The sequence below is a fragment of the Massilia sp. YIM B02769 genome (assembly GCF_030411995.1).
Classification (GTDB): Bacteria; Pseudomonadota; Gammaproteobacteria; order Burkholderiales; family Burkholderiaceae_D; genus Telluria.
Window position 1 is genome coordinate 188,061 of sequence record NZ_JASNRC010000011.1, and the last position, 26,088, is coordinate 214,148.

Here is a 26,088-nt window from a genome sequence, read left to right on the forward strand (position 1 = left end):
CAGCCCCGCTGCGGCCATCGATTTCATTCATTCAGGAGCACCCGGATGTCTCTATTGAACACAAAACAAACGCTCATCAGCATGGCCGTGGCCAGCGCCTGTGTCGCCATGCCGGCCCTGGCCCTGGCGCAGGAACAGGCCGCGGCAAGCGCGGCGCCGCAGGAAAACAGCAACGTCATTCCCGAAGTGCGCGTCACCGCCACCCGCCATTCGACCTCATTGCTGCGCACCCCGGTCTCGGTCACCGCCGTGACCCAGGACGAGCTGACCCGCAAGGGCATCACCGACGTGCGCGGCCTGAGCGGCGAAGTCCCGAACCTGCAGCTGGGCAGCGCCACCGACGGCAGCTCGGGCGTCAAGATCTCGATCCGCGGCGTCAGCAGCAACGACTTCACCGAGATCGGTAACCCGGCCGTCAGCCTGAACGTCGACGGCATCTACACGCCGCGTCCGCAGTCGGCGCTGGCGCTGCTGTTCGACCTGGAACAGGTGGAAGTGCTGCGCGGCCCGCAAGGCACCCTGTTCGGCCGGAATGCCACCGGCGGCAGCATCAACATCATCCCGAACAAGCCGCAGTTCGATCAAAGCAATGGCAACGCCAGCCTCACCTTCGGCAAGTACAACCTGCGCCAGGTGACGGCGGTGCAGAACATCCCGGTCAGCGACAACTTCGCCATGCGCGCCACCGTGATGGCGGTCAAGCGCGATAGCTACCTGAACCAGGAACAGGATTTCTACGCCGCGAACTTCCCCGAGTTCGGCGTGACGCCGGCACGCGACGCCGCCGGCAACATCATCCCCGACGTCGACCAGCGCCACAACCGCAAGGTCGGCCCGAGCGAGTCGTACATGAACAAGAACGAGTGGGCGGCCCGCCTGCAGGGCCGCTGGCGCGCCACCGACAAGCTCGAATGGCTGGGCGCCTACGAGCGCTACACCAACCGCGGCGCCGGCGACATCGCGCTGAAGGACTGCAGGATGGCGGCCGGCACCGCCTACGCCTGTCCGGGTGGCCAGTGGGACGTGAAGATCAACGTGCCGGGTGAACTCGACTGGACCATCGACACCTTCCGCAACCGCCTGACCTGGAATCTGTCGGATGCGGCCACCGTCGAATACAACGTCTCGCACTCGGTGCAGAAGCGGCGCCAGATCCGCGACGGCGACTCGGGCTACCAGCCGCTGGCCGCCGACATCAACATCTACGGCGGCTTCGTCAACGATTCGGCCGGCTTCACCAATTCCTCGAAGTTCAAGACCACGGTGCAGGAACTCCAGCTGCGCGGCGAGCAGGGCAGCCTGCGCTATGTGACCGGCCTGTTCTGGATGCACGAGAAGAACGCCATCGAGTTCGGCGAAGATTCGATCTCGGCGATGGTGAACGCGCCGGGCGTCCCGTACTACAACCTGTACAGCCAGACCGACCGCCAGGCAGATTCGATGGCCGTGTTCAGCCAGCTGGACTGGGCCTTTGCGCCGAAGTGGAACCTGACCGTGGGCGGGCGCATGACGCGCGACGTCCGTGAAGACAAGAACGGCCTGTTCTACGATTCGGGCACGTCCAGTGATCCATATTCCTACTTCCAGGGCCAGTACACGCCGGTGCCGGGCCGCTTCTTCAACAGCTCGGACCTGAAACCGGGCATGGGCGCCTACTATGGCGTGGCCGGCATGGACCCGTCGATCATCCCCGACGTCAGCAACAACCGCGACGCCTGGAACAAGTTCACCTGGCGCCTCGGCCTGAGCTACCAGCTGACGCCGAACGACTTCGTGTTCACCTCGCTCTCCACCGGCTACAAGGCGGGCGGCTTCAGCGACAAGCAGAACATCTGCGCACGCGGCCTGGGCGGCAACTGCGCCGACCGTACGCCAGGCCCGCACTACACCTTCCTGCCGTGGAAGCCGGAAACCCTGACCAACTTCGAGATCGGCTACAAGGGCCGCCTGCTCGACAACCGCCTGTCGTTCTCGGCCACCGCCTTCCACAGCCGCTACAAGGACATGCAGATGACCGGCGCGGTCGAGATGGGCAAGATCATCCCGGCGATCCCGTGTACCGCCGCGAACCCGTCCTGCGATTCGGCCGTGTTGTACGGCACCACGAATGCGGCGCGCGCCAAGATCTCGGGCCTGGAACTGGAAGGCAAATACCGCCCGTGGGCCGGCACCGAGATCAACATGCAGTACTCGCACCTGCGCGCCAAGGTCACCTCGTATCCCGACTACACGCAAACCTGGCGCGACGTGCCGTGCGGCCCATTCCGCGAGACCTATGGCGTCGAACCCTGCGTGCGCTACACCGGCCCGAACCCGGCACTGGTGGGACGCTTCCCGGCCAACGTGGTCGGCAATGACCTGCCGAACGCGCCGCGCAACTCGGCGCGCATCGAGGCCTCGCAGCGCTTCGAGGTGGCCGGCGGCTACCAGCTGACCCCGCGCCTGTCGGCACGCTGGCAGGACAAGATGTACTTCAGCATCCAGAACCTGGACAACCCGATTGTCGGCAACATGCAGAAGGCCTATGCCACCTACGACGCCTCGCTGCGCCTGAGCGCACCGGACGGCGCATGGCGCGCGGAGCTGTACGTGAACAACCTGAGCGACGTCTTCGCCAAGAACAATGCGCGCATCGTCGACCCGGGTTACGTGATCGGCCAGTACAACGAGCCGCGCATGTTCGGCCTGCGCCTGATGGCGGACTGGTAAGCGGGTTCGCCGGCATGCTGCGACGCGCGCTCTTGCTGGCCATGCTGGCGCTGGCGGCCTTCCGGCCCGCCGGCGCCGGCACGCTCGTCATCGAAAGCTGGCGCGTGGACGACAAGGCGCTCTGGGAGGGGGTGATCATTCCCGCCTTCCAGCGCAGCCATCCCGGCATCGAGGTGAAGTTCGCACCGACCGCGCCTACCGAGTACGACGCCCGCCTGCGCGCGCGTTTGCAGGAGGGCAGTGCGGGCGACCTGGTCGCCTGCCGGCCCTTCGACGCTTCGCTCGCGCTGTACACCGAGGGCCATCTCGAACGCCTGGACGGCAAGCCCGGCATGCAGTACTTCGAGCCGGGCGCGCGCGTGGCCTGGCAGACGGCGGGCGGCAAGGAATCCTTCTGCATGCCGGTGGCCTCGGTGATCCACGGCTTCATGTACAACAAGGCGATCTTCCGCAGGCTGGACCTGCAGGCGCCGAAGACGGTGGACGAATTCTTCGGCGTGCTCGATGCGCTGCGTCGGAACGGCGTGGCGCCGCTGGCGCTGGGCACGGCCGAGCAGTGGGAAGCGAGCCAGCTGGTGTTCACGAATATCGGGCCGAATTTCTGGCGCGGCGAGGTCGGCCAACAGGCCTTGATCGAAGGGCGCGCCAGGCTCACCGACCCGCCTTTCGTCGAAGCCCTGGCCTTCGGCGCGCGCATGGGCGGCTACCTCGGCAAGGGCGCCCCCGCGCAAACCTATGCCCAGAGCCGCGCCATGTTCGCCGAAGGACGGGCCGCGATCTATCCGGCCGGTTCCTGGGACATCGCCTACTTCGGCCGCGCACCGGGCCTGGAGCTGGGCGTCTTTGCGCCGCCGCTGCGCCGGCGCGGCGACGCCTGCTACATCTCGGACCACATGGACCTGGGCATCGGCATCAACCGCAAGTCGCGCAACAAGAAGGATGCGTTGACCTTTTTGGCCTGGGTCGGCTCCCAGGAGTTCGCCGACATCTACAGCAACCGCCTGACCGGTTTCTTTACCCTGTCGAACCATCTGATCGCGCTGCGCGACCCGGTGGCCAAGCAGATGGCCGAGTGGCGCCGCAGCTGCGCCTCGACGATCCGCCTGAACGCCCAGGTGCTGCACCGCGGCCAGCCGAGCATGGAAAGCGTGCTGTGGAACGTGAATGCGCGGGTGCTGGAAGGCAGCCTGGCGCCGCAGGAAGCCGCAACGCGCTTGCAAAGCGATTTCGACCGGTGGTACAAACGGTCGCAACAATAAATGGAGATACGCGTGAAAAGAACAGGAATCATGCGCGCATGCGCACTGGCATCGCTGGTATTGGCGGCGCCGCTGGCAGTTGGCGCGCAGGCTGCGCCGCAGGCCACGCAGACCGTGGCCGCGCCAGGCGGCGTCGCCAACGGCGCCAGACTGCAGATGCGCTGGGAACTGGTGCGCAACGAATACACGCCCGCGTTTCGGGAAGGCCGCGCCCAGGCGCGCATGATCCTGACCAACCGCGACAGCCAGCCCCTGCCGGCGTCGGGCTGGACGCTGTACTTCAACAGCATGGACGGCGTCGTCACCGGCAGCCTGCCGAGTAAAGTCAGGCTGGAGCAGGTGGCCGGCAACTTGTACCGCATGCGTCCCGATCCCGGCTTCCCCGGCCTGGCGCCGGGCCAGACCGTGAACGTCGATTACACCCACCCGCAGGCGATCATCAAGATGGCGCGGGCGCCGCTCGGCCCTTATCTGGTATACGACGCCGCTCCCGATACCGCGGTGGCGATCAGCGACTACGCGCTGCTGCCGGTCACGCGCCAGGAACAGCTGGACAAGGGACCGGTCCCCGGCCACCCGACCATCACCGCGGCCGACACCTACCGCAACAATACCCACGCCGACCGCCTGCCTGCGGCCAGCGTGCCGCTGGTGCTGCCGACGCCGCTGCATCTGGAGAAGGGCAAGGGCATGCTGCGCCTTGCGAAGATGCCGACTGTGATGGCCGCCGCAAGCCTGGCGGGCGAGGCAGCGCTGGCGCGCTCGCTGTTCCCGGCGCAGCTGGCGGCGGGCGGCCCGGCGCTGCGCCTTTCGGTCGGCAAGGTCGAGGGCCAAAGCTCGCCGGAAGCCTACAGCCTGACGGTGCAAGGCAGCGGCAAGGACAGCGGCATCGCCATCGTCGGCAACAGCCCGGCGGGCGTGGCCTATGGCCTGCAAACCCTGCGCGACTTGCTGCCGCTGCCGGGTGCGGCCACGCTGGCCTTGCCCGAGGTGCGCATCGTCGACGCCCCGCGCTTTCCCTACCGCGGCTTCCAGCTCGACGTCGGCCGCAACTTCCATACGAAGGAAACCGTGTTCAAGTGGCTCGACCTGATGGCGCGCTACAAGCTGAACAAATTCCACTTCCACCTGACCGAAGACGAGGGCTGGCGCCTCGAGATCGCCGGGCTGCCCGAGCTGACGAGCATCGGCGCCGTGCGCGGCCACAGCGCGAAACCCGGCGTGCGCCTGCAGCCGGCCTATGGCTCCGGCCCCGACCCGGCGGACCCGCACGGCAGCGGCTATTACACTCGCGCCGACTACATCGACATCCTGCGCTACGCCGCCGCGCGCCACATCGAGGTCATTCCCGAGATCGAGATGCCGGGCCACGCCCGCGCCGCCGTGCAGGCGATGGAAGCGCGCTACCACCGCCTGAAAGCGGCCGGCGACCCGGACGCGGCCAAGTACCTGCTGAACGACTTCGACGACAAATCGGTCTATAAATCGCCGCAGCTGTACAACGACCATGTGCTGAATCCCGGCCTGGAGTCGAGCTTCACGTTTGTCCAGCACGTGGTGAACGAGGTCGTGGCCCTGCACCGCGAAGCCGGCGTCCCGCTGCGGACCATCCACATGGGCGGCGACGAGCTGCCGAACGGCGCGTGGGAACAGTCGCCGCTCGCACGCGCCACCATGGCCCGCCTGAACCTGGAGTCCACGGCCGACCTGTGGGATTACTTCTACGAGCGCGTCGACGGCATGCTGCGCGCCCACGGCCTGTACACTTCGGGCTGGGAAGAGCTGGCGGCGCGCAAGACCCAGCTGCACGGCCGCAACAAGCTGATCCCGAACCCGCGCTTTACCCGCAACGGCTTCACGGCCTGGGTCTGGAACAACACCGAAGGCGCCGAGGACCTGGCTTATCGCCTGGCGAACGCCGGCTACGACATCGTGCTGGCGCCGGTGACCAAGATGTACATGGACATGGCCTATAACGCCAACCCGGAGGAGCCGGGCATGAACTGGGGCGCCTACATCGAACTGCAGGACACCTACGATTTCATCCCCTTCGACTACCTGAAGAACGCCGGCGACGCCGCCCGCATCGGCAAGGACGGTCTGACCGACTACGGCAAGCGGCGTGTGCGCGGACTGGAAGCGACGCTGTTCACCGAGACCCTGCGCGACCCGGCCGGCATCGACTACCTGGTGATGCCGCGCCTGCTGGCCGTGGCCGAACGCGCCTGGGCCGCCGACCCGGCCTGGGCCCTTGAAGCGGATGCCGCCAAGGCCGCCGCGCTGCACCGCACGGCCTGGTCCGGCTTCGTGAATGCGCTCGGCCAGCGCGTGCTGCCGCGCCTCGACCTCGACAAGGCCGGCGTGGCCTACCGCATCGCGCCGCCCGGGCTGCTGGTCGAAGGCGACAAGGTGCTGGTCAACCACGTCCTGCCCGGCATGACGCTGCGCTACACGACCGACGGCAGCGCGCCGACCGCCGCCAGCCGCCTCGTCGACGGTCCGATCACGGAACGCGGCGTGATCCAGGTGGCGGCCTTCGACCGCAATGGCCGCGCCGGGCTGGTGTCGCGCATCGAGCGGCGCTAGCCGGCATGGCCGGTCACGTAGGGTGGACGGGTTCCCCGTCCACGCGGTGATGGTTTGCAGCAAGATCATTCGGCACGAAAGCGGAGCCGCAAGCGATCACCGCGTGGACGGCGCAGCCGTCCACCCTACCTGATGGGCCGATTCAGCCAGATACACCCTGACCGGAATAACAATGAATGCAGCCAGGGTAGGCCACGGCAGAGCTATAATCAGCGTTTTCAGCGGGATAGCGTGTGATAGCGTCGATGGGAAAGGCAGCTCGGTCTGGTGGTGATGCGGCATGGTCCCGAACCTGGGGCGCAGCGGGGCGCGCCTTGATCCTCGCGGCTTGCGCCCTGCACGGCATGGCGGGTGCGGCCCAGCAGCCCGCCGCGCCGGCCCCGGCGCCGGCATCCAGCCTGCAAGTGCTGCACTGGTGGACCTCGCCCAGCGAGCGCAAGGCGGCCAATGTGCTGGCTGCGCGCCTGGCCGCCGAAGGCGTGCAGTGGCAGGACGCCGCGATTCCCGGCGGCGCCGGCATCGGCGCCGGCAAGGTCTTGAAGGGCAGGGTGCTGGCGGGCGACGCGCCCGAGGTCACGCAGATCATCGGCGTCTCGGTGGCCGAATGGGGCGAGATGGGCCTGCTGCTCGAACTCGACAACGCCGCCGCCGCCGACAACTGGAACAGCTTCCTGTTCCCGACCGTCCGCAACCTGATCGAATACCGCAAGCACACGCTGGCCGCGCCGCTCGGCATCCACCGCGTGAATACGCTGTTCTACAACCGCGCGCTGTTCGCGCGCCTGAAGCTGGCGCCCCCAGGCACCTGGAACGAATTCGAGGCCGCCGCGCAGCGCCTGCTGGCGCTTGGGGTGCAACCGCTGGCGCAAAGCAGCGAGCCCTGGCAGGTGGCGACGCTGTTCGAGAACCTGGTGCTGGCCGAGAGCGGTCCAGCGTTCTACCGCGAGCTCTTCGTGCGCCGCAGCCCGCAAGCCGCCGCCGACCCGCGCACGGCGCGCGCGCTGCAGCGCCTGCGCACCGTAAAAGGCTGGGCCAGGGGCGCGCCGGCCGAACGGCCGTGGACCGAGGTGGTGCGCCGCTTCGCGCGCGGCGAGGCCGGCATGATGATCATGGGCGACTGGGCCAAGGCCGAACTGAACGAACACGGGATGACGCAGGGCGGCGACTACGGCTGTGCCGGCGCGCCGGGCAGCAGCCAGTACCACCTGTACAGCGTCGACACGCTGTCGATGTTCGCCGGCGACTACAGCCACGTGCAGGCCCAGGAAAAGATGGCGCGCCTGCTGCTGGCGCCGTCGACCCAGGCCGATTTCAATGTGCTGAAGGGCGGGGTGCCGGTGCGGCGCGATGCCGACCCGGCGCGGATGGACAGCTGCGCGCGCGCCTCCTGGACCCTGTTCGGCAAGGGCGCCGCCGTGCAGGCGCCGAGCATGGTGCACCGCATGGCCGTGGACGAAGCCAGCCGCGACGCCATCATCGCCGAGGTCCACCGTTACTTCATCGACGACCGGGCGCCGGTGGCCGTGGCCCAGCGCCGCCTGGCCGCCCTGTTCCGACTATTCAACCTCACCAGCCAGGGAGCACCCGGTGCGCAAAATACTGATCGTGGACGATGACCGGAAGACGCGCGACCTTCTGAAGACCTACCTGGAAAAGAACCAGTACGAGGTGATCCTGTCGCACAACGGCGAGAGCTTCCTGGCCGAGCTGCAGGCCCACGCCGACACGCTGTCGCTGGTGATCCTCGACGTGATGCTGCCCGATACCGACGGCTTCGTGCTGTGCAAGAAGGTACGCCAGCGCTCGAACGTACCGATCATCATGCTCACCGCCAGCTCGGACGAAACCGACCGCATTGTCGGCCTGGAGCTCGGCGCCGACGACTACATCGCCAAGCCCTACAGCCCGCGCGAGCTGCTGGCCCGCATCAAGGCGATCCTGCGCCGCGCCGCCCCTGAAACGCCGGCGGCGCGCTACTACCGCTTCGTCGGCTTCACGCTCGACGCGCTGGAGCGCACCGTCACCGACAGCGAAGGCAGGCAGCTGGCGCTGACCGGCCTCGACTTCCAGCTGCTGAAATACTTCATCGAGCATCCGGCCCAGGTGCTGGACCGCAGTTTGCTGTGCGAGGAGACGCGCGGCCGCGACGCCGGGCCGCTGGACCGCTCGCTCGACGTTCAGATCAGCCGCCTGCGCCTGCGCCTGAACGACGACGGCAAGCAGCCGGCGCTGATCAAGACCGTGCGCGGCGCCGGCTACGTGTTCTCGGCCGACGTCAGCGTGACCAGTGTTTAGGCGCGCGGGCGCCAGGCTGTCGCCGCGGTTGGCACGCCTTTGGCCGGCCTCGCTGCTGGGACGCCTGACCCTGGTGATGGTGGCCGGCGTGCTGGTGACCCAGCTTGCGGCCAGCGCCATCTGGGCCAGCCAGCTGCGCGCCAAGTCGCAGGTCGAGGCGGAGTCGGCGGCGCAGTACATGGCGCACAGCGCGGCCGGCGCGATCCGCTTCTTCCGCAGCCTGCCGCCCGCCTACCGGTTGCTGATCATCCAGCAGCTGCGCGAGATGGGCGGCACGCGCTTCTTCGTGAACCTGAACCACGCCTACGTGCCGATCGAGCAGATCGCGCCGCATCCGCTGGCGCAAAGCGTGATCGACACCATCGGCACGGCGCTGCGGAAGGACTTGCCGAATTCGCCGGGCTTCCGGCTGGCCTTCGGTCGCCCCGACCGGCTGGTGGTGGCCGAACACGACGTGCGCCTGGAAGACTTGCCGAACACCTGGGTCCAGCACGTGCTGCTCTTGAAACCCGACCCGGCGCCGATCCTCGTGATCCAGACCGAGATCGAGCCGGGCAACTGGCTGTACATGGCGGCGCTGATGCCGAACCCCTATTTTTTGGACAGCAGCGATCCTTTTGCCTGGGACCGGCTGATGCCGCAGGCCTTGTCGCTGGCGGTGGTGCTCTTGCTGTGTTTACTGGTGGTGCGCTCGATCACGCGCCCGCTGGCGGCACTGTCGGAAGCGGCCGCGAAGCTGGGGCAGGGGCATGACGAGGAGGTGCAGCCCTTGCCGGAAACCGGCAGCCGCGAGTTCATCAACACGGCGCGCGCCTTCAGCGCCATGCGCGAGCGGATCGCCCGCTACATCGAGGACCGCGACCGCCTGTTCATCTCGATCTCGCACGATTTGCGCACCCCGATCACGCGCCTGAAGCTGCGCGCCGAACTGCTCGACGACGAGGCCCTGCGCAACGAGTTCGAGGAAGACCTGGACGAACTCGACATGATGGTGAAGGGCGCGCTGCAATGCGTGAAGGACAGCGACATCCACGAGAACCCGACCGAGATCAAGCTCGACGCGCTGCTGGGGCGCATGGTGCGCAGCGCCCAGCTGGCCGGGCACACGGTGGCGTTCGAACCGTCCGGCGTAACGGTGCGCGCCAAGCCGCTGGCGCTGAAGCGGGCGCTCGGCAACCTGCTCGACAATGCGCTGTTCTACGGCGCCCGTGCCGAGATCTCGGTCAGCCAGGAGCCAGGCGAGGTCGTCATCCGCCTGCGCGACCATGGGCCGGGCGTGCCGGAGGATGCCTTCGCCAGCCTGTTCGATCCTTATGTGCGGCTGGCGCATGGGCGCGAGCAGAACGACGGCGGCCTCGGGCTGGGACTGGGGATTGCGCGCAGCGTGATCGAGGCGCATGGCGGGAGGCTAGAGCTGGCGAATCATCCCGAGGGCGGGCTGGTGGCGTCGGCGCGCCTGCCCATACACGAGGTTAAACGCCCTCACTAAAAGCGCACAGAATAATTTAAGTTTCTTGTAGGCTGCATATCGCGCTACTTCTCCTCCGATTGAATAATTACCGCGAATCGCCACTCTACTAATTCGCGTGCTTTGTCTCAACGTCGAGCCAAGCATCTGACCACACCATCGCGCCAATCTACAAGCGTAGGTTTAACCGCTTTTTTCTCCAGCTGATTGGCATCGTTGTAGCTAGCTGCTTCGATGCGTGCCGGCAGGGTTTAAGGCTCAGTTACTGAAGATCAGGTAAAAGTTTTAGCATCGGCACGCTGAGCCACAACAAGCCATGCTACCCGCATAAAATGCAACTTCTAGTTGCAAAATTTATAACCATCTTACATACTGTTTGTATGCGTTGACTTGGCGTAGCGCATCCAACCATTGCGCTACGACGTTCATTCATCTTCGTGTCAACGGTGGCCAATTCAGTGCTCAGAGAACAATAAATATTTTAAGTCGGGGGTATTGTGAGTCGGAAATTTACGAAAACCTTTGAAGAGCTTCGCGTAACATTATCCCCTATCGGCACGGAGTGGGACGAGTCTCAAGCCGGGAAGAAAGTATTAAGACGGAGCGGGGGCGTCTTGAACTGGTTTCAATCGACAGGGAGTTTGCAGTTTCAAGGTAAGCCCGAAGCCAGAGAGAAACTGGAAAGAGAAGCTTTAAGTTTACTTTATCCAAAAGAATTCTCAAGTGAGCTACCGCATTCTGCATTAATGGTAGAGCCAGCTATCGAAAGTGCTGACATTCATATTGGGCAAGAGCATTCTTTGCCAATTCAATACCTTCTAAACGGCTTGCGGAACAGTGAAATTGTTATCGGGATCGTTAGTGCAGTTGGAACGAAATCTAAGAGAGTCGTTGATCTGTTAGTTGATAGATTGGGGATATTTGGTTATGTTGCCGAAGAAATTCGGGTCTCGAAGATTTTACCGGAATGCCCGTCGGGTGGCGGGGAATACAAACGCATTCGCCATTACATGGAGGCGGGCGACGCCTTACGTCAAAAATCAAGTAATAACGCTATCCTTGCGGCAGGAGTTGCTAAATCTATATCTAGCAAGCGTGATTTATCTAAGGCAGTCGAGAAACGTGCATTCATCGTTAATTCTCTTAAGCACCCGGATGAAGTGGCCTTTCTAAGGAAAGTTTATGGTGACGGTTTTTACTTATTTGGGTTGCACGCGGACGAAAAGCGACGTCATAGATACTTGACTGAAGACAAGGGGTGCAGCCAAGCAGAAGCTGGCGACTTGATAAGAATAGACGAAAACGAAAATTTTGATTACGGTCAGAAAACTCGCGATACATATCATCTTTCCGACCTGTTCTTAAGTTTAGGACGCAATGAAGATCATGTGGAAAAGACCATTCAACGGTTTCTTGATCTTATATTTTCCGACCCATATAAGAATCCAACCTTTGATGAGTTTGGAATGTTTATGGCATTCAATAGCGCAGTTAGATCAAGTGACCTATCGCGTCAAGTCGGTGCCGTAATTTCTAAAAACAGGCAAATTATTGCAACCGGGGCAAATGATGTGCCACAGTCCGGCGGAGGACTGTATTGGGCAGAAGTCGACCCTGAAACCGGTGAAGTAACAGATCAACCCGGAGGGAAAGACTATACCCGCGAAGAAGACTCTAATAAACGTGCTCAGATAGAGATTATTGATGAAATTACTTCCTCAGCACTCAAAGGGCAATTAGTCTCGATCGAACAAGAAGAAAGGTTTAAAGAAATTTTACGGAAGAGCAAAATCTCCGACTTAACAGAATTTGGACGGGTAGTTCACGCAGAGATGGAGGCGTTGTTGTCATGCACGAGGGCTGGGATTCCTACAGCAGATGCAATCTTATACTGCACAACCTTCCCTTGTCACAACTGTGCAAAGCATATTATTGCGGCCGGCATAAAACGAGTAGTGTATGTAGAGCCCTATCCGAAGAGCAAGGCGCTTGAATTTCATTCGGAGTCCATCCATTTGAAAACCCATCTCGATGGAAAAGTTGATGAGTCTCTAGTTGTGTTCGAACCGTTCGTAGGCGTCGGACCACGTCGATTCCTCGATTTATTTTCTATGAATTTGGGTTCCGGCTCAAAGCTAAAGCGAAAAGGGAGTCAGGGAACGACGCTTAGCTGGTCAAGAGTAGACGCCGTGATTCGAACCCCATTATTACCATGTTCGTACCTTGATGTTGAGGCAGCGGCGATTGATGTTTGGGAGAGAGAGAATCGTTAGCGAAACACGGAGATTTGGTTTCCCTGCTTAAAAAAGAAACGCTATTCAATTAAAAATGGTTGGCGACGAACGTGAAATACGGGAGAGGGGCCGAATTGAAGCGGACTTTTCATTAGTCTCTACTTTAAAAAATTTCTGAAAAGAAATGAAAATCTAGGTGAGCAAAAAACCTGGTTAGAATATTTGAGGTCATAAGAGGAAAATTATAATTATTATAAAATTCTGATGTCGATACGCTGGCAGGCGCTGCTTTAACAAAAATAAGTGCAGTATTTCGAGAGCGACAGATGTCGAACGGCTTTAGTGCTCCGTTCGACCACGCTGTCTCACCTTAATGTTGAAAGGATGTCCGCCATGCCCACGATCAGCATCAACGGTTCTGATCACCCCTTGCCGCAAGATACGCGGGTGTCCCTGCTGAACTTCCTGCGCAAACACCTGCAGCTGAGCGGCACCAAGGTCGGATGCAACCAGGGCGCTTGCGGCGCCTGCACCGTGCTTGCCGATGGCGAGCGCATCCTGTCCTGCCTGGCGCTGGCCGTGCAATACGAGGGCCGCGCGATCACCTCGATCGAAGGCCTGGGCACCGACGGGCAATTGCACCCGCTCCAGCAAGCTTTCATCGAATACGATGGTTTCCAGTGCGGCTATTGCACGCCGGGCCAGATCTGTTCGGCCATCGGCATGGCAGCCGAGTTGGGCCGCGGCGTACCGAGTCACGTCACCGCTGACCTGTCCACGCCCACGATCGCCCCTAGCCATGACGAAGTCCGCGAGCGCATGAGTGGCAATCTGTGCCGCTGCGGCGCCCATAACGGCATCATCGCCGCGATCAACGAGCAGCTGGCCGCGGCCGGACAGGAGGCGCCATGACACCGTTTACCTATGCCCGCGCCCAGGATGCAGGCGACGCCATCCGGCGCGCCGCGCTGGCCGATGCTAAATACCTCGGCGGCGGCACCAACCTGGTCGACCTGATGCGCGAAACCGTGGAGCGGCCGGCGGCGCTGGTCGACGTCACCGGACTCTCAGCTGCGATCGAGGCGCGCCCGGACGGCAGCATCCTGATCGGCGCGGCGGCAAGGAACACCGCCGTGGCCGAACACCGCGCGGTGCGCGAGCGCTTCCCTCTGCTCAGCCGTGCAATCGTCGCTGGCGCCTCGGCCCAGATCCGCAACATGGCCACGGTCGGCGGCAACCTCCTGCAGCGCACCCGCTGCGCCTATTTCTACGACAACGAAGGTTCACGCTGCAACAAGCGCGAGCCGGGGCAGGGCTGCGATGCGATTGGCGGCTTCAACCGCATGCATGCGGTGCTGGGCGCGTCGAACGCCTGCATCGCCACCCACCCGTCCGACATGTGCGTGGCGCTGGCCGCGCTCGGCGCCATCGTGCACCTGCAGGGCGCACAGGGCACCCGCTCCCTGCCGCTGACCGAACTGCACCGGCTGCCGGAAGACCACCCGGAACGCGAGACCGAGCTGGCGCCGGGCGAACTGATCACCGCCATCGAACTGCCGGCGCTGCCGTTCGCCACCCGCTCCGCCTACCGCAAGGTGCGCGATCGCTCCAGCTATGCGTTCGCGCTGGTGTCGGTGGCCGCCGCCATCGACCTGCAGGATGGCGTCGTGCGCGATGTGCGCCTGGCGCTGGGCGGCGTGGCGCATAAGCCCTGGCGCGCCTGGAAGGCGGAAGGCGCACTGAAGGGGCAGCCGGCGAACGCCGACAGCTTCCGCGCCGCCGCGGCACTGGAGCTGGCCGACGCCCGCCCGCAAAGCGCCAACGGTTTCAAGATCGGCCTGGCGCAGCGCACGATGGTCGCTGTCCTGCAAGGCTTGAGCGCGAAGGAGAAGCAGCCATGAACATCGTCAAGGAAAAAGCGCAGCAGGTCATGAAAAAGGCGATCGCGCTCGCGCCCGACAAGTGGATGCCCGGCGGGCGTCCCGATCCCCTGGGCGACAGCCGCGACGGCTACATCGGCATGCCGGTGTCGCGCATCGACGGCCCGCACAAGGTCGCGGGCCAGGCGCGCTTTGCCGCCGAGTTCGCGCTGGACGGCATGCTGTACGCTGCCTTGGTCTATAGCACGCTGCCGAAGGGCCGCATCGCCGCCATCGACACGGCCGCGGCCAAGGCGGCGCCCGGCGTCGCGCTGGTGATGACGCACGAGAACGCGCCGACGATGGCGCCGATGCCGCTGTTCATGAGCGCGCAAAAGGCGGCGGCGGGCGAAAAATCGGCGGTCATGCAGGACGAGCGCGTTGGCTACAACGGCCAGCCGGTGGCGCTGGTGCTGGCCGCGACCCAGGAGCAGGCCGACCATGCCTGCACGCTGGTGAGGGCGGAGTACGAGGCCGAGCCGGCGGTCACCTCGCTGGAGGCGGCGAAGGCGCGCGGCAGCGAGCCGGGCGCCTTCATGGGCGAGCCGCTCAAGAAGGAAGTAGGCGATGCCGAAGACCGGCTGGCGCGCGCCGCGCACAAGGTCGACGCCGTGTACCGCACGCCGCGCCACAGCCACAATGCGATCGAGCTGCATGCGGTAACGGTGGCCTGGGAAGGCGATACCCTGCGCCTGCACGACGCCACCCAGGCCGTTGCCCACACCGCCTGGTCGCTGGCCCAGGTGTTCGGCCTGAAGGAAGAGCAGGTGCGCGTCAGTTCGCCCTTCGTTGGCGGCGGCTTCGGCGGCAAGACCCTGTGGCGGCACCAGGTGCTGGCGGCGGCCGCGTCGAAACTGGCGGGGCGGCCGGTGCGCCTGACCCTGTCGCGCGCCGGGGTTTACCGCGTCGTCGGCGGACGCGCGCCGACCGAGCAGCGGGTCGCCATCGGCGCGGGCGCCGACGGCAAGTTCGAGGCCATCGTCCACACCGGGACCACGGTCATGTCGCCGAATAACGAATTCCCGGAACCCTTCATCCTGGCGACGCAATGCATGTACGGCGCCCAGAGCTTCAAGCTCGACGTGGAAGCGGTGCGCATGGACATGCTGGCGAATACCTTCATGCGCGCGCCCGGCGAGGCGGTCGGCACCTTCGCCCTCGAATGCGCGGTCGACGAACTGGCCGAGCGGCTGGACATCGATCCGGTCGAGCTGCGCATCCGCAACGAGCCGGAGAAAGATCCGCTCGAAGGCAGGCCGTTCTCGTCGCGCCACCTGGTGGCTGCCTGGCGCATGGGCGCCGAACGCTTCGGCTGGGATGCGCGCCAGGCCAGGCCGGGCATGCGCCAGGAAGGCGAATGGCTGGTCGGCCTGGGCTGCGCCGCCGCTACCTATCCCTACCACCGCATGCCGGGCGGCGCGGCGCGCATCACCTTGCGCCGCGATGGCAGCGCGCACATCGCATTCGCCGCCCACGAGATGGGCATGGGCACATCGACCACGCATGCGATGGTCGCTGCCGAACGCCTCGGACTGGCGCTGGAGCAGGTGACAGTGGCGTATGGCGACTCGACGCTGCCGGGCATGATCCTGGCCGGCGGCTCGCAGCAGACTGCCTCGGTAGGGCACGCGGTGATTGCGGCCCAGCGCGCACTGGTAGCGAAGCTGCTCGAACTCGCGCCGAAGGAATCCGCGCTGCACGGCCTGGCGCCCGACGACCTGGCCGCCCGCGACGGCGGCCTGTGCAAGCGCGACGAACCGCAGTGCTTCGAGACCTACGCCGCGCTGCTCGAACGCGCCGGCCGGGAAGAGCTGAGCGCCGAGGGCGAAGCGCCGCCGCCGCTCGAGTACATGCACTGGTCGATGCACTCCTACGGCGCCATCTTCTGCGAGGCCCGCGTGAACGCGGTCACGGGCGAGACACGCGTGACCCGCCTGCTCGGCGCCTACGATTGCGGGCGCGTGGTCAACCCGAAGACGGCCAGCAGCCAGTTCCGCGGCGGGATGATCATGGGGATGGGCATGGCGCTGATGGAGGAAACCGGGTTCGACGAGCGCAACGGCCGCATCATGAACCCGAGCCTGGCCGAGTACCACGTGCCGGTGCACCTGGACGTGCCCGAGATCGAGGTGATCTGGACCGACATCGCTGACCCGCACGCGCCGATGGGGGCGCGCGGCATCGGCGAGATTGGCATCACGGGAACCAGTGCGGCGGTCGTGAACGCGATCTACAACGCCTGCGGCAGGCGGGTGCGCGAGTTGCCGGTCACGCTGGACAAGCTGGTGGAGTGAACGGGATGGGGCAGCGCTGACGCATCCGGGCGCCGCCGTGTTGTCGTGGCGCCTTAACGAGGCGTCGATGGAGGAGTGCCAGGGGCACTGCCGCGCTTATTTGCCGGGCTTACTTGCCGCTACAGCGCGGACAGGTTCCCCGGATCAGCAGATCGACTTCCTCGCTGGTGAACCCTTCCGGCATCTTGACGCGGCGCGGCAGCGGGGTGTCGTTGAAGCAGGTGACCGCATCGCAGCTGGTGCACTGGAAGTGGGCGTGGTCGTGGTCTCCCTTTCCGGCGCCCGCGCCGCTGCCGCTGCCGAAGCGCCAGACCTGGTCGGCGCCGGCGATGCGGTGCGCCATGCCGTTGGCGGTGAGCCAGTCGAGTACGCGGTACAGGGTGACGGCGTCGAGCGCGTCGCCCGCAAGCCGGGAAAGGATCTCGTGATGCGTCAGGGGCTGGTCCTGGTCGAGCAGGAAGGACAAGACCCGGGTGCGCGGACGGGTCAGTCGCGCACCCGTTGCCCTGATCAGTTCTTCCGCCCGCTGTTCCGTTGTCGTTCGCATGCCCGTTCCTCTTCACGCGGATTCTAGCATGGCGGGCGCTGACGTTCCGGCAGGCGGCAGCCCGGGCGGCAGGTCAGAAGAAGTAGCGCAGCGATGCCCCCGCCTGGCGTTGCGGCACGGTCGACACCAGCAGCCCGGCCGCGGTGCCGTAGGCAATGTCGCTGGCAAACGCGTGCGGCTGCAGCGTGGCCCACAGCGCACCCTGGAACTTGCCGAGATCGTAGGTCGCCTTCAGGTCGTGGCGCACGTAGGTCGGCATGTCTCGCCGGCGCAGGGGCGTGCCCATGTAGTAGGGATTGCCGCGGGTGACGTACACGTCGCCATTCAGCGTGAGCGTGCCGGGGCCGACGGCGCTGCGGTATTGCGCACCCGCCTTCCAGGTATGTTCCGGCACCGAGAGCCGCGCGCCCGTGCCCGGCGCCGGGTTGTCGAGCTGGGCGCGCAGGATGCGGCCATAGCTGAGGTAAGCGCCGAGCGCGCGGGTCGCCTGCCAGCGCGCATCGAACTCGACGCCCTTGCGCGTGGTCTGGCCCGACGCAACGAACACGTCGGGCGCCGTGTTGATGATCTCGTCATCGTTCTGGATGTAATAGACGGCGCCGGAGAAGGCCAGGCCGGCAGCAGGGCGCAGATTGAATCCGAGGTCGTGCGAGCGCACCTTGCTCGGATCGATGGCGGCATTGATGCGGCCACCCGGCGCACCAAGCGGCCCGAGGCTCCCGCTGGAGCTGATCTGCTCTGCGGCCGGCGAACGGAAGCCCTCGGCCACGTTGGCGAACACCTCGAACCCGTCCCGCGCCTGCCAGGTGGCGCCGAGCTTCGGCGTGACCGCCGAGCCGGTGTAATCGGTCGACGCGGCCGGCAGCTTGCGGTTCACGAGATCGTAGTCGAAGCGGTCGTAGCGCGCGCCGCCATGCAGCTTCAGCGCCGGCAGGATGCGGTACTGGCCCTGGACGAAGAGCCCATAGGTCAGCAGGTCGAGGTCCTGGTTGTTGATGTAGTTGGCCGAAGGCTGCAGGCGCACATATTGGCGGCGGTAGGCGTCGCCGGCATCCTTGCGCGCCTCGACCCCGGCGGTGAGCACCGCAGCTTCGCCGAAGACCCAGGTATTCCCGGCGCGGGCGCCGTAGATGGCGCGGTCGTCATATCCGTAGGTGTGCTGGGTGGTGCTGGTGGTGATCGCGCGGCTGCGTTCGAAATCCTCGGCATACACGGTGGCGAACCAGCCGGCGTCGCCGGCAAGGGGGCGGCGGTTGAACACCAGGCTGGCGCGGCGGGCGTCGCCGAAGCCGGGCAGGCCGAACTGGGTGGCGTGCGGATCGAGCCCGGTCTCGAGCGACGGCAGCAGCAGGTAGCCGGCGCCGGCGTACTCCGAGCGGTACCAGCTGGCGCGCAGGCTGTACACACCGTCGCCGATCGTGCGCGAGAGCTTCCAGAACAGATTGCTGCGGTCGTTGCCGGCGCCGTGGCGGAAGCCGTCGACGCGGTAGCGGTCGGCCACCAGCAGCGAGCGCACATCGCCGAACTCGTTCGAAATCGTCAGCGAGGCGCGCCGGCCGCCGTAGCTTTCCAGGGTGAGGGCGGCGCTCGACGGCGTCGCGGCGCCGCCTGCGCGCGTGTCGATGACCACCGCGCCGGCGCGGTTCTGGTCGCCGTACAGGGCCGAGACCGGGCCCTTGATCACGTCCACGTTCGCGATCATGTCGGGTGTCAGCCATTCCAGGAAGGCCGGGCCGTGGCCGGCGCCGCCCTGGCTGGACGGGATGTTCTGCGGTACGCCGTCGATGTAGATGGCGGTGTCGGCGCCGTGCGTGCCCTGGGTGGCGAAGCCGCGCATGCGAAAGCCGTTGCCGGTATCGCCCTGGTCGATGTTGTTGGCCACCACGCCGGGCACGCGGCGGAAGATGTTCGAGATGTCGCGGCCGACGTTGATGGTGGCGATGTCGGCGGCCGTGACGCCCGTCACCGAACCCGGCAACGCACGGGCATCGCTGCCGGGGGCGAGGCGGCTGTCGTCCTCGCGGCTGCCCTTGACCTCGACCACCTGGACCGGGGCATCCTCGCCGGCCGGATCGGCGCTGGCCATGGCATGGCCGGCCAGGGCGCAGGTGAGGAAGGCGGCTCGGGAGAGGGCGCGCATCGGAAGCGCATGGAAAAGGTGGGGCGCCGGTTGGCGGGACGGATACAAGATGAAGACTCCAGGCAGTAAGGGAAGGGAAATGCTGCCGCCGCCGGCGCGGTACGAGCCGGTTGCTATTGCAAGCGGCTTGCATCATATGCGTGGCAATTCGTAAACGCAAGGGAGTTGCATTAACTTTCAGCCTGCGCGCTCTTCTCTCGACTTAACTAGTGCACACCAGCATTTAATGAGATAACATTCTCATTAGTATTGCAATTGTATTGCACGAAAGCCGACACCGTCCAATCAGGAGAACCGTTTGACCACCGATCCACAACAAGCCGCCGCCCCCGGCTCCCACTTTGTGCTTGAAGCACGCGGCGCCGCCGCCGGCTATGGCGACAAGACCATCCTGCACGCGCTCGACCTGGCGATCCGACCCGGCGAGCTCTATGCGCTGCTCGGCGCCAACGGCGCCGGCAAGACCACCACGCTCAGCCTCTTCCTCGGCTTCGTGGCGCCGACCTCGGGCCAGGTGCGGGTGAATGGCGTCGACCCGGCCGCGCAGCCGGCCGAGGCGCGCCGCTACCTGGCCTACATCCCGGAAAATGTGGCGCTGTACGAGCACCTCACTGCCCGCGAGAACGTCGCCTACCTGCTGGAACTTGCCGGCCAGCGCGAATCGCGCGCGGCGATCGGCGCCGCACTCGGCACCGCCGGTCTCGACGCCGCTGCGCACGACCGCCGCGTGGCCGGCTTCTCGAAGGGCATGCGCCAGAAGGTGGCGATCGCCCTGGCCTCGATGCGCCGCGTGCCGGCGCTGCTGCTCGACGAACCGACTTCCGGCCTCGATCCGCAGGCCACCGCCGAATTCAACCGCCTGCTGGAACAGCTGCGCGCCCAGGGCACCGGCATCCTGATGGTCACCCACGATTTGCTCAGCGCCGCCGACGTGGCCGACCGCATCGGCTTCCTCGACGGCGGGCGCCTGCGCGAGGAAGTGGGCGCCAGCGGCGCCGAACGCTTCGACGTGCGCGCGCTGCACCGCCGCTACGGAGGGCAGGCTGCATGAGCATGCTTCACTCCGTCGCCGCCCCCGTCGGCCGCGTCGCTGCGCCCGCCATCATGCGAATCGCGCGCGAAGAATGGCGCGCACTGCTGCGCGACCGCGCCGCCGTCATCGGCCTGCTGCTGCTCATGGTCCTGACCCTGCTGGCGGCCTTCAACGCCCATGAGTACCAGCGCAACGCCGATGCCGAACGCGCGCGCTACCAGGACCGCGCCAACCATGAATTCCAGGCCCAGCCCGACCGCCACCCGCACCGCGTGGTCCACTTCGGCCACTTCCTGTTCCGGCCCCTGAACCCGCTCGCCGCCTTCGATCCCGGCATCGACGGCTATACCGGCCACACCCTGTATCTGGAAGGCCACCGCCAGAACAGCGCCAATTTCGGCGACGTGCGCCAGAACTCGCTGCTGCTGCGCTTCGGCCAGATGTCGCCTGCCTTTGTGCTGCAGGTGCTGGCGCCGCTGCTGCTGGTGTTCTTCGGCCATGCCGGCGTGGCGCGCGAACGCGAAAGCGGGACCCTGCGCATCCTGCTGGCCCAGGGTGTGCGCAGCCGCCAGCTGGTGCTGGGCAAGCTGCTGGCGCTGGCCGGCTTTGCCGCGCTGGCCTTGCTGCCGGCCCTGGCGGCGCTGGCCTGGTTCACCCTCGACGGCGGCACGCCCTGGCCGCTGGCGCTGGTGCTGGGCGCCGGCTATGCCGGCTGGCTGCTGCTGTGGGCGCTGGTCGTGGTGCTGGCCTCGACCCTGGCCGCGCGCGGCCGCGACGCCTTGCTGGTGCTGCTGACGGTGTGGGCGCTGGTGGTGATCCTGCTGCCGCGCTGGGCGCCGGACATGGCGAATACGGCGGTCGCCTTGACCACGCGCTTCGAGGACGGCATCCATGTGCAGCGCGATTACCTGGCGCTGGGCGACGCGCACAACCCGAACGATCCGAAGTTCTCGGCCTTCCGCGACAAGCTGCTGAAGCAGTACGGCGTGGCGCGCGTCGAAGACCTGCCGGTGAACTACAAGGGCCTGGTCGGCATGGAGGGCGAGCGCCTGTCCACCGAACTGTTCAACGGTTACGCCGAGGCGGCTTTCGATCGCCAGGCGCGCCAGAACGCCATCGTCGACGGTTTCGGCTGGCTCAGCCCGACGCTGGCCCTGCGCCGCCTGTCGATGGCGGCGTCGAACACCGACCTGGCCAGCTACCGCCGCTTCCTCGACCAGGGAGAGCGCTACCGCTACGACCTGGTGCAGGGCCTGAACCGTCTCCAGGCCGAAGAACTGCGCTACGCAGACGATACCAACCCGAACAAGGAGAACCGCGTGTCCCGCTCGCACTGGGAAGCTTTCCCGGAATTCCATTACGAACCGGCGCCGCTGCGCGACACGCTGGGCCGCGCCGTCCCCGCCGGCCTGGTGCTGCTGGCCTGGCTGGCCGCGCTGGCGCTGCTCGCCTGGCATCTTGCCGGCCGCCTCGGGAGGACCGTGCGATGAGCGTCATCGCTTTCGAACTGAAACTGATCCTGCGCTCGCGCCTGATGCTGGCGGCGCTGCTGCTGTTGCTGGCGCTGGCGGCGTTTGCCGCCTGGTCCGGACTGCACGAGGTGGAACGCCAGCGCCAGACCATCGCGCGCGTCCAGCCGCTGAACGACCAGGACGTGGCCTCGGTGGCCAGGCGCTACCCGAACAGCCCGGACGGCGGCCAGCCCGCCTACTACACCTTTTATACGACCTGGGACGCGCCGTCGAACGCCGCCTTCATGGCGCTCGGCCTGCGCGACGTCGCGCCGTATGTGCTGCGGATACGCGCCCTGGGCCTGCAGGCCCAGCTTTACGAAGGCGAGACCTTCAACCCCGAGCTGGCGCTGGCAGGGCGCTTCGACTACGCCTTTATCCTGATCTACCTGGCGCCGCTGTTCGTGATCGCGCTGCTGCACGACCTGGTATCGAACGAACGCCAGTCCGGCAGGCTGCGCCTGCTGCTGTCGCTGCCGGGCGGCGCGCAGCTGTGGCGCCGTCGCGTCGGCCTGCGTGCATTCCTGGTGTTCGCCTGCCTGGCCCTGCCGCTGGTGGGCGCGGCGCTGGCGGCCGGTATGCCGCTTGCAAGCCTGGCTGTTGCGCTGGCCGTCACGGCGGCCTATCTCGCGTTCTGGACCGGGCTGTCGCTGCTGGTCGGCACACGCGGCTGGCAGTCGGTGGCGAATGCGACCGCGCTGATGGGCAGCTGGGCCGTCCTGACGCTGGTGCTGCCGGCGCTGGCCAACGTGGCATTGATGCGCGCGATTCCCGTGCACCAGGGCGTCGACCTGATGCTGGCCCAGCGCCAGGACGTGCATGGCGCCTGGGAGATTCCGCGCGAGGACACGATGCGCCGCTTCTTCGCCGGCCACCCCGAGTGGCAGGATACGGCGCCGCTGCCCGCGGGCTTTCACTACAAATGGTATTTCGCCTTCCACCAGCTGGGCGACGAAAGCGTGGCGGGGCAGGTAAGCGATTACCGCGCGGGCCTGGGCGCGCGCCAGCAATGGACCGGGCGCCTCGGCTGGCTCTTGCCCGGCGTCGGTGCGCAAGCCATCCTGCACCGCCTGGCCGGCACCGACCTGCCGGCCCAGCTGGCCTACCAGGACAGGATCGCGAACTTCCACCGCGAGATCCGCACCTTCTATTACGGCTACCTGTTCAAGGATCGCCCATTCGGCCAGGACGACTACGCGAAGCGGCCGGTGTTCGCGCCGCGCGTGGCCGAGCCGGCGCTGCCCTGGGCCGGGCTGGCCGGCATCGGGCTGTTGTCCCTGGCCGTGCTGCTGGCGGGGCTCGGCCGCCTGGGGCGCCTGCGCCTCCTTGCCCGCAGCTGAGGGCAGCGCCTGAAGGCAACGCCTGGAGTTTTGTATCGTAAGTTTTCCCGCAGCGTTTGAGTGTTGCTGCGGAAATACTTTTATGGCAAGGTTCCTGGAACACGTGGACGATCTCGTCTCCGTGATTCCACGAACTCGACAGCACGGAGAAACGGTTCATGCAACAACATCTGTTACGCGGCCTGGCCGGGGCCACGCTGGCCCTCGGCATGACGGCCATCCCGGCCGCAGCGGCCGCAGCAACCACCGCGCCGGCGCCCGCCGCGAGCGCCTACAACCAGCCGCCCAAGGAAATCCTCGACGTGATGCGCGCCCCGGCCTCGCCGACGCCCTCGCTGAGCCCGAAGCGCGACAAGCTGATGCTGGTGACGATGGAGGAATACCCGTCGATCGCCAAGGTCGCCATGCCTTTCCTGCGCCTGGCCGGCGTGCGCATCGAGCCGGGCAACCATAGCCAGCACGACACCCCGGGCGGCTACGGCATCCCGCCTTGCGTCAGCGCGATCGACCTGGTGCAGGTGGCCAATGGCAAGCAGACGGCGGTGAAGCTGCCGGCCGGCGCCTGCCCGCGCCGCCCGCTGTGGAGCGCCGACGGCCAGCGTTTCGCCTTCGAGAACATCACGAACGAGGCGGTCGAACTGTGGATCGGCGACGCCAATACCGGCGCGGTGCGCCGCCTGCCCGGCGTACGCCTGAACCAGATGTTCGGCGACCAGGTGCAGTGGATGCCCGACCAGAAGACCCTGCTGGTCAAGCTGGTGCACGCGCAAAAGGCGCCGCCTGCCGCGCCGCCCGGGTCGGACGGCCCCGGCATCCAGGAGTCGCTCGGCGCCACCGGCCAGAGCAGCACCTACGAGAACCGCGACACCCTGCGCAACCGCCACGACGAAGCCCTGTTCGAACACTACGGCAAGTCGCAGCTGGCGCTGGTCGATGCCGCCAGCGGCAAGATCACCCCGGTCGGCAAGCCCGGCCTGTATGAAGAACTCGACGTGGCGCCGGATGGCCGCCATGCGGTCGTGACGGAAATTCGTCCGCCTTACTCCTATGTGACCACCTTCGACCGCTTCCCGAAAGCGATCGATGTGTGGGACCTGGCAGCGGGCAAGGGCAAGGCCGCGAATCCGGTCGTGCGCGCCATCGCCGCGCTGCCGCTGGCCGACCGCGTGCCGAACCGCGGCGTGCCGACCGGTCCGCGCAGCTTCAGCTGGCGCCCGACGGAAGCCGCGACCCTGGTCTGGGCCGAAGCCCTGGACGGCGGCGACCCGAAAGCCCAAGCCGCGCAGCGCGACAAGCTGATGATGCTGAAGGCGCCGTTCAAGGACGTGCCAAAGGAACTCGTCCGCACCGAGCAGCGCTATGCCGGCCTGACCTGGAGCGAGCAGCCGGGCGTGGCCCTGCTGTCCGACTACGACGTCAACCGCAAGTGGTACCGCACCTGGCAGCTGAATGTCGACGATGCGCAGAACGGGCAGGACACGCGCCGCCTGGTCTGGGACATGTCGAGCGACGAAAAGTACGCGAATCCGGGGACGCCGGTGCGCCGCACGCTGGCGAACGGTTTCTCGGTGATCCGCCAGGACGGCGACACCATCTATTTGTCCGGCGCCGGTTCCTCGCCGGAAGGCGACCGTCCTTTCCTGGACAGATTCGACCTGAAGACCCAGAAGGCGGAACGCCTGTACCGCAGCACGGCCAGCTCGTACGAGCAGTTCATCGGCTTCGCCAACGACGACACGCGCCGCCTGCTCACCTGGTACCAGTCGGCCGCCGAAACGCCGAATGCCTTTGTGCGCACGGTCGGCGCCGGCACGTCGGCCGCCGCCGGCGAGCCATCCTACGCCTCGACGAGTGTGGCGCTGACCCATCTGCTTGATCCATCGCCGCAGGTACGCGAGATCAAGAAGCGCCTGGTGAAGTACAAGCGCGCCGACGGCGTCGACTTGTCGTTCACGCTGTACACGCCGCCCGGCTACAAGGAAGGTACGCGCCTGCCAACCATTCTGAACGCCTATCCGCTCGACTACGCGGACGCCTCGAAAGCAGGGCAGACCACCGGCTCGCAGGCCACCTTCACGCGCCTGCGCCAGTACCGCCTGCTCCTGCTGTCGGGCTATGCCATCATCGACAGCGCCGCCTTCCCGATCGTGGGCGACCCGCGCAAGGCCTACGACACCTACACCGAGCAGCTGGTGGCGAATGCCAAGGCCGCCGTCGACGAAGCCGTGCGCCTGGGCGTGACCGACCCCGACCGCGTGGGCGTGACCGGCCATAGCCACGGCGCCCTGATGACGGCCAACCTGCTGGCCCACTCGACCCTGTTCAAGGCCGGCGCGGCGACCAGCGGTTCGTACAACAAGTCGCTCACGCCTTTCGGCTTCCAGAACGAGCGCCGCTCGGTGTGGGAAGCGCCCGACGTCTACACCAAGGCGTCGACCTTCTTCTACGCCGACAAGCTGAAGACGCCGCTCTTGATCGTGCACGGCGGCGACGATGCCAATCCGGGCACCACGCCGCTGCAGTCGACCAAGCTGTACGAAGCCATCCGCGGCAACGGCGGCATCACGCGCCTGGTGATGCTGCCCTACGAACCGCACTGGTACGCGGCGCGCGAGTCGAACGAGCAGCTGGTGTACGAGATGCTGCGCTGGTTCGACAAGTATGTGAAGAATGCACCGGTGGGTGCGGGGGCGGCGACGGCAACCGCCAAACCGTAATTGCACGCACCGATCGACGCGATCCGCCCCTTCGGC

The 26,088-nt window shown here is 66.0% G+C and carries 16 protein-coding genes; 14 read left to right on the forward strand and 2 right to left on the reverse strand.

Going from position 1 to position 26,088, the window contains the following annotated elements; genetic code table 11:
- Positions 1–45 precede the first annotated feature (45 nt).
- The 10 genes from QPK31_RS18925 (at position 46) to QPK31_RS18970 (ending at position 16,764) form a co-directional block, all read left to right on the forward strand.
- Positions 46–2,709: a TonB-dependent receptor gene (locus QPK31_RS18925; protein ID WP_290424432.1), complete on the forward strand. Its 2,664-nt coding sequence runs from the start codon at positions 46–48 to the stop codon at positions 2,707–2,709.
- Between the two features lie 14 nt (positions 2,710–2,723).
- A complete protein-coding gene (locus QPK31_RS18930) occupies positions 2,724–3,968 on the forward strand; it encodes an ABC transporter substrate-binding protein (protein WP_290424433.1) in 1,245 nt (414 codons plus the stop codon).
- A gap of 12 nt (positions 3,969–3,980) precedes the next feature.
- The gene (locus tag QPK31_RS18935) at positions 3,981–6,554 is read left to right on the forward strand and encodes a family 20 glycosylhydrolase (RefSeq protein ID WP_290424434.1); all 2,574 of its coding nucleotides are present in this window, start codon (positions 3,981–3,983) and stop codon (positions 6,552–6,554) included.
- Between the two features lie 314 nt (positions 6,555–6,868).
- A complete protein-coding gene (locus QPK31_RS18940; protein WP_290424435.1) occupies positions 6,869–8,170 on the forward strand; it encodes an ABC transporter substrate-binding protein in 1,302 nt (433 codons plus the stop codon).
- Positions 8,142–8,849 carry a response regulator transcription factor gene (locus tag QPK31_RS18945; protein WP_290424436.1) on the forward strand — a complete coding sequence of 236 codons (708 nt, stop codon included), beginning with the start codon at positions 8,142–8,144 and terminating at the stop codon, positions 8,847–8,849. The genes QPK31_RS18940 and QPK31_RS18945 overlap by 29 nt, the downstream gene beginning before the upstream one ends.
- Before the next feature lie 28 nt (positions 8,850–8,877).
- Entirely contained in the window at positions 8,878–10,338 is a 1,461-nt protein-coding gene (locus QPK31_RS18950) for an ATP-binding protein (protein WP_374045825.1), read from the forward strand.
- A 593-nt stretch (positions 10,339–10,931) separates the two neighbouring features.
- A complete protein-coding gene (locus tag QPK31_RS18955) occupies positions 10,932–12,590 on the forward strand; it encodes an anti-phage dCTP deaminase (protein WP_290424437.1) in 1,659 nt (552 codons plus the stop codon).
- A gap of 354 nt (positions 12,591–12,944) precedes the next feature.
- Positions 12,945–13,463, forward strand: a complete 519-nt coding sequence (locus QPK31_RS18960) for a 2Fe-2S iron-sulfur cluster-binding protein (protein WP_308633971.1) — start codon at positions 12,945–12,947, stop codon at positions 13,461–13,463.
- The gene (locus QPK31_RS18965; protein ID WP_290424439.1) at positions 13,460–14,452 is read left to right on the forward strand and encodes a xanthine dehydrogenase family protein subunit M; all 993 of its coding nucleotides are present in this window, start codon (positions 13,460–13,462) and stop codon (positions 14,450–14,452) included. Before QPK31_RS18960 ends, QPK31_RS18965 begins: the two co-directional genes overlap by 4 nt.
- On the forward strand, positions 14,449–16,764 hold the full coding sequence (locus tag QPK31_RS18970; RefSeq protein WP_290424440.1) for a xanthine dehydrogenase family protein molybdopterin-binding subunit: 2,316 nt from the start codon (positions 14,449–14,451) through the stop codon (positions 16,762–16,764). The genes QPK31_RS18965 and QPK31_RS18970 overlap by 4 nt, the downstream gene beginning before the upstream one ends.
- A 109-nt stretch (positions 16,765–16,873) precedes the next feature.
- On the opposite strand, the gene QPK31_RS18975 is transcribed toward QPK31_RS18970, so the two are convergent.
- Both QPK31_RS18975 and QPK31_RS18980 read right to left on the reverse strand, forming a co-directional pair.
- Positions 16,874–17,311, reverse strand: a complete 438-nt coding sequence (locus QPK31_RS18975) for a Fur family transcriptional regulator (RefSeq protein WP_290424441.1) — start codon at positions 17,309–17,311, stop codon at positions 16,874–16,876.
- 73 nt (positions 17,312–17,384) lie between these two features.
- Positions 17,385–19,451 carry a TonB-dependent receptor gene (locus QPK31_RS18980; RefSeq protein ID WP_290424442.1) on the reverse strand — a complete coding sequence of 689 codons (2,067 nt, stop codon included), beginning with the start codon at positions 19,449–19,451 and terminating at the stop codon, positions 17,385–17,387.
- A 298-nt stretch (positions 19,452–19,749) separates the two neighbouring features.
- Here QPK31_RS18980 and QPK31_RS18985 point away from each other — a divergent pair, with 298 nt between their 5' ends.
- The 4 genes from QPK31_RS18985 (at position 19,750) to QPK31_RS19000 (ending at position 26,052) form a co-directional block, all read left to right on the forward strand.
- Positions 19,750–20,502 carry an ABC transporter ATP-binding protein gene (locus QPK31_RS18985; RefSeq protein ID WP_290424443.1) on the forward strand — a complete coding sequence of 251 codons (753 nt, stop codon included), beginning with the start codon at positions 19,750–19,752 and terminating at the stop codon, positions 20,500–20,502.
- Complete coding sequence (locus QPK31_RS18990) at positions 20,499–21,974, forward strand: DUF3526 domain-containing protein (RefSeq protein ID WP_290424444.1); 1,476 nt, start codon at positions 20,499–20,501, stop codon at positions 21,972–21,974. The genes QPK31_RS18985 and QPK31_RS18990 overlap by 4 nt, the downstream gene beginning before the upstream one ends.
- Positions 21,971–23,335, forward strand: coding sequence for a DUF3526 domain-containing protein (locus QPK31_RS18995; protein ID WP_290424445.1), 1,365 nt, complete (start codon positions 21,971–21,973; stop codon positions 23,333–23,335). The genes QPK31_RS18990 and QPK31_RS18995 overlap by 4 nt, the downstream gene beginning before the upstream one ends.
- 158 nt (positions 23,336–23,493) lie before the next feature.
- Positions 23,494–26,052 carry a prolyl oligopeptidase family serine peptidase gene (locus QPK31_RS19000; protein WP_290424446.1) on the forward strand — a complete coding sequence of 853 codons (2,559 nt, stop codon included), beginning with the start codon at positions 23,494–23,496 and terminating at the stop codon, positions 26,050–26,052.
- Positions 26,053–26,088: the final 36 nt, after the last annotated feature.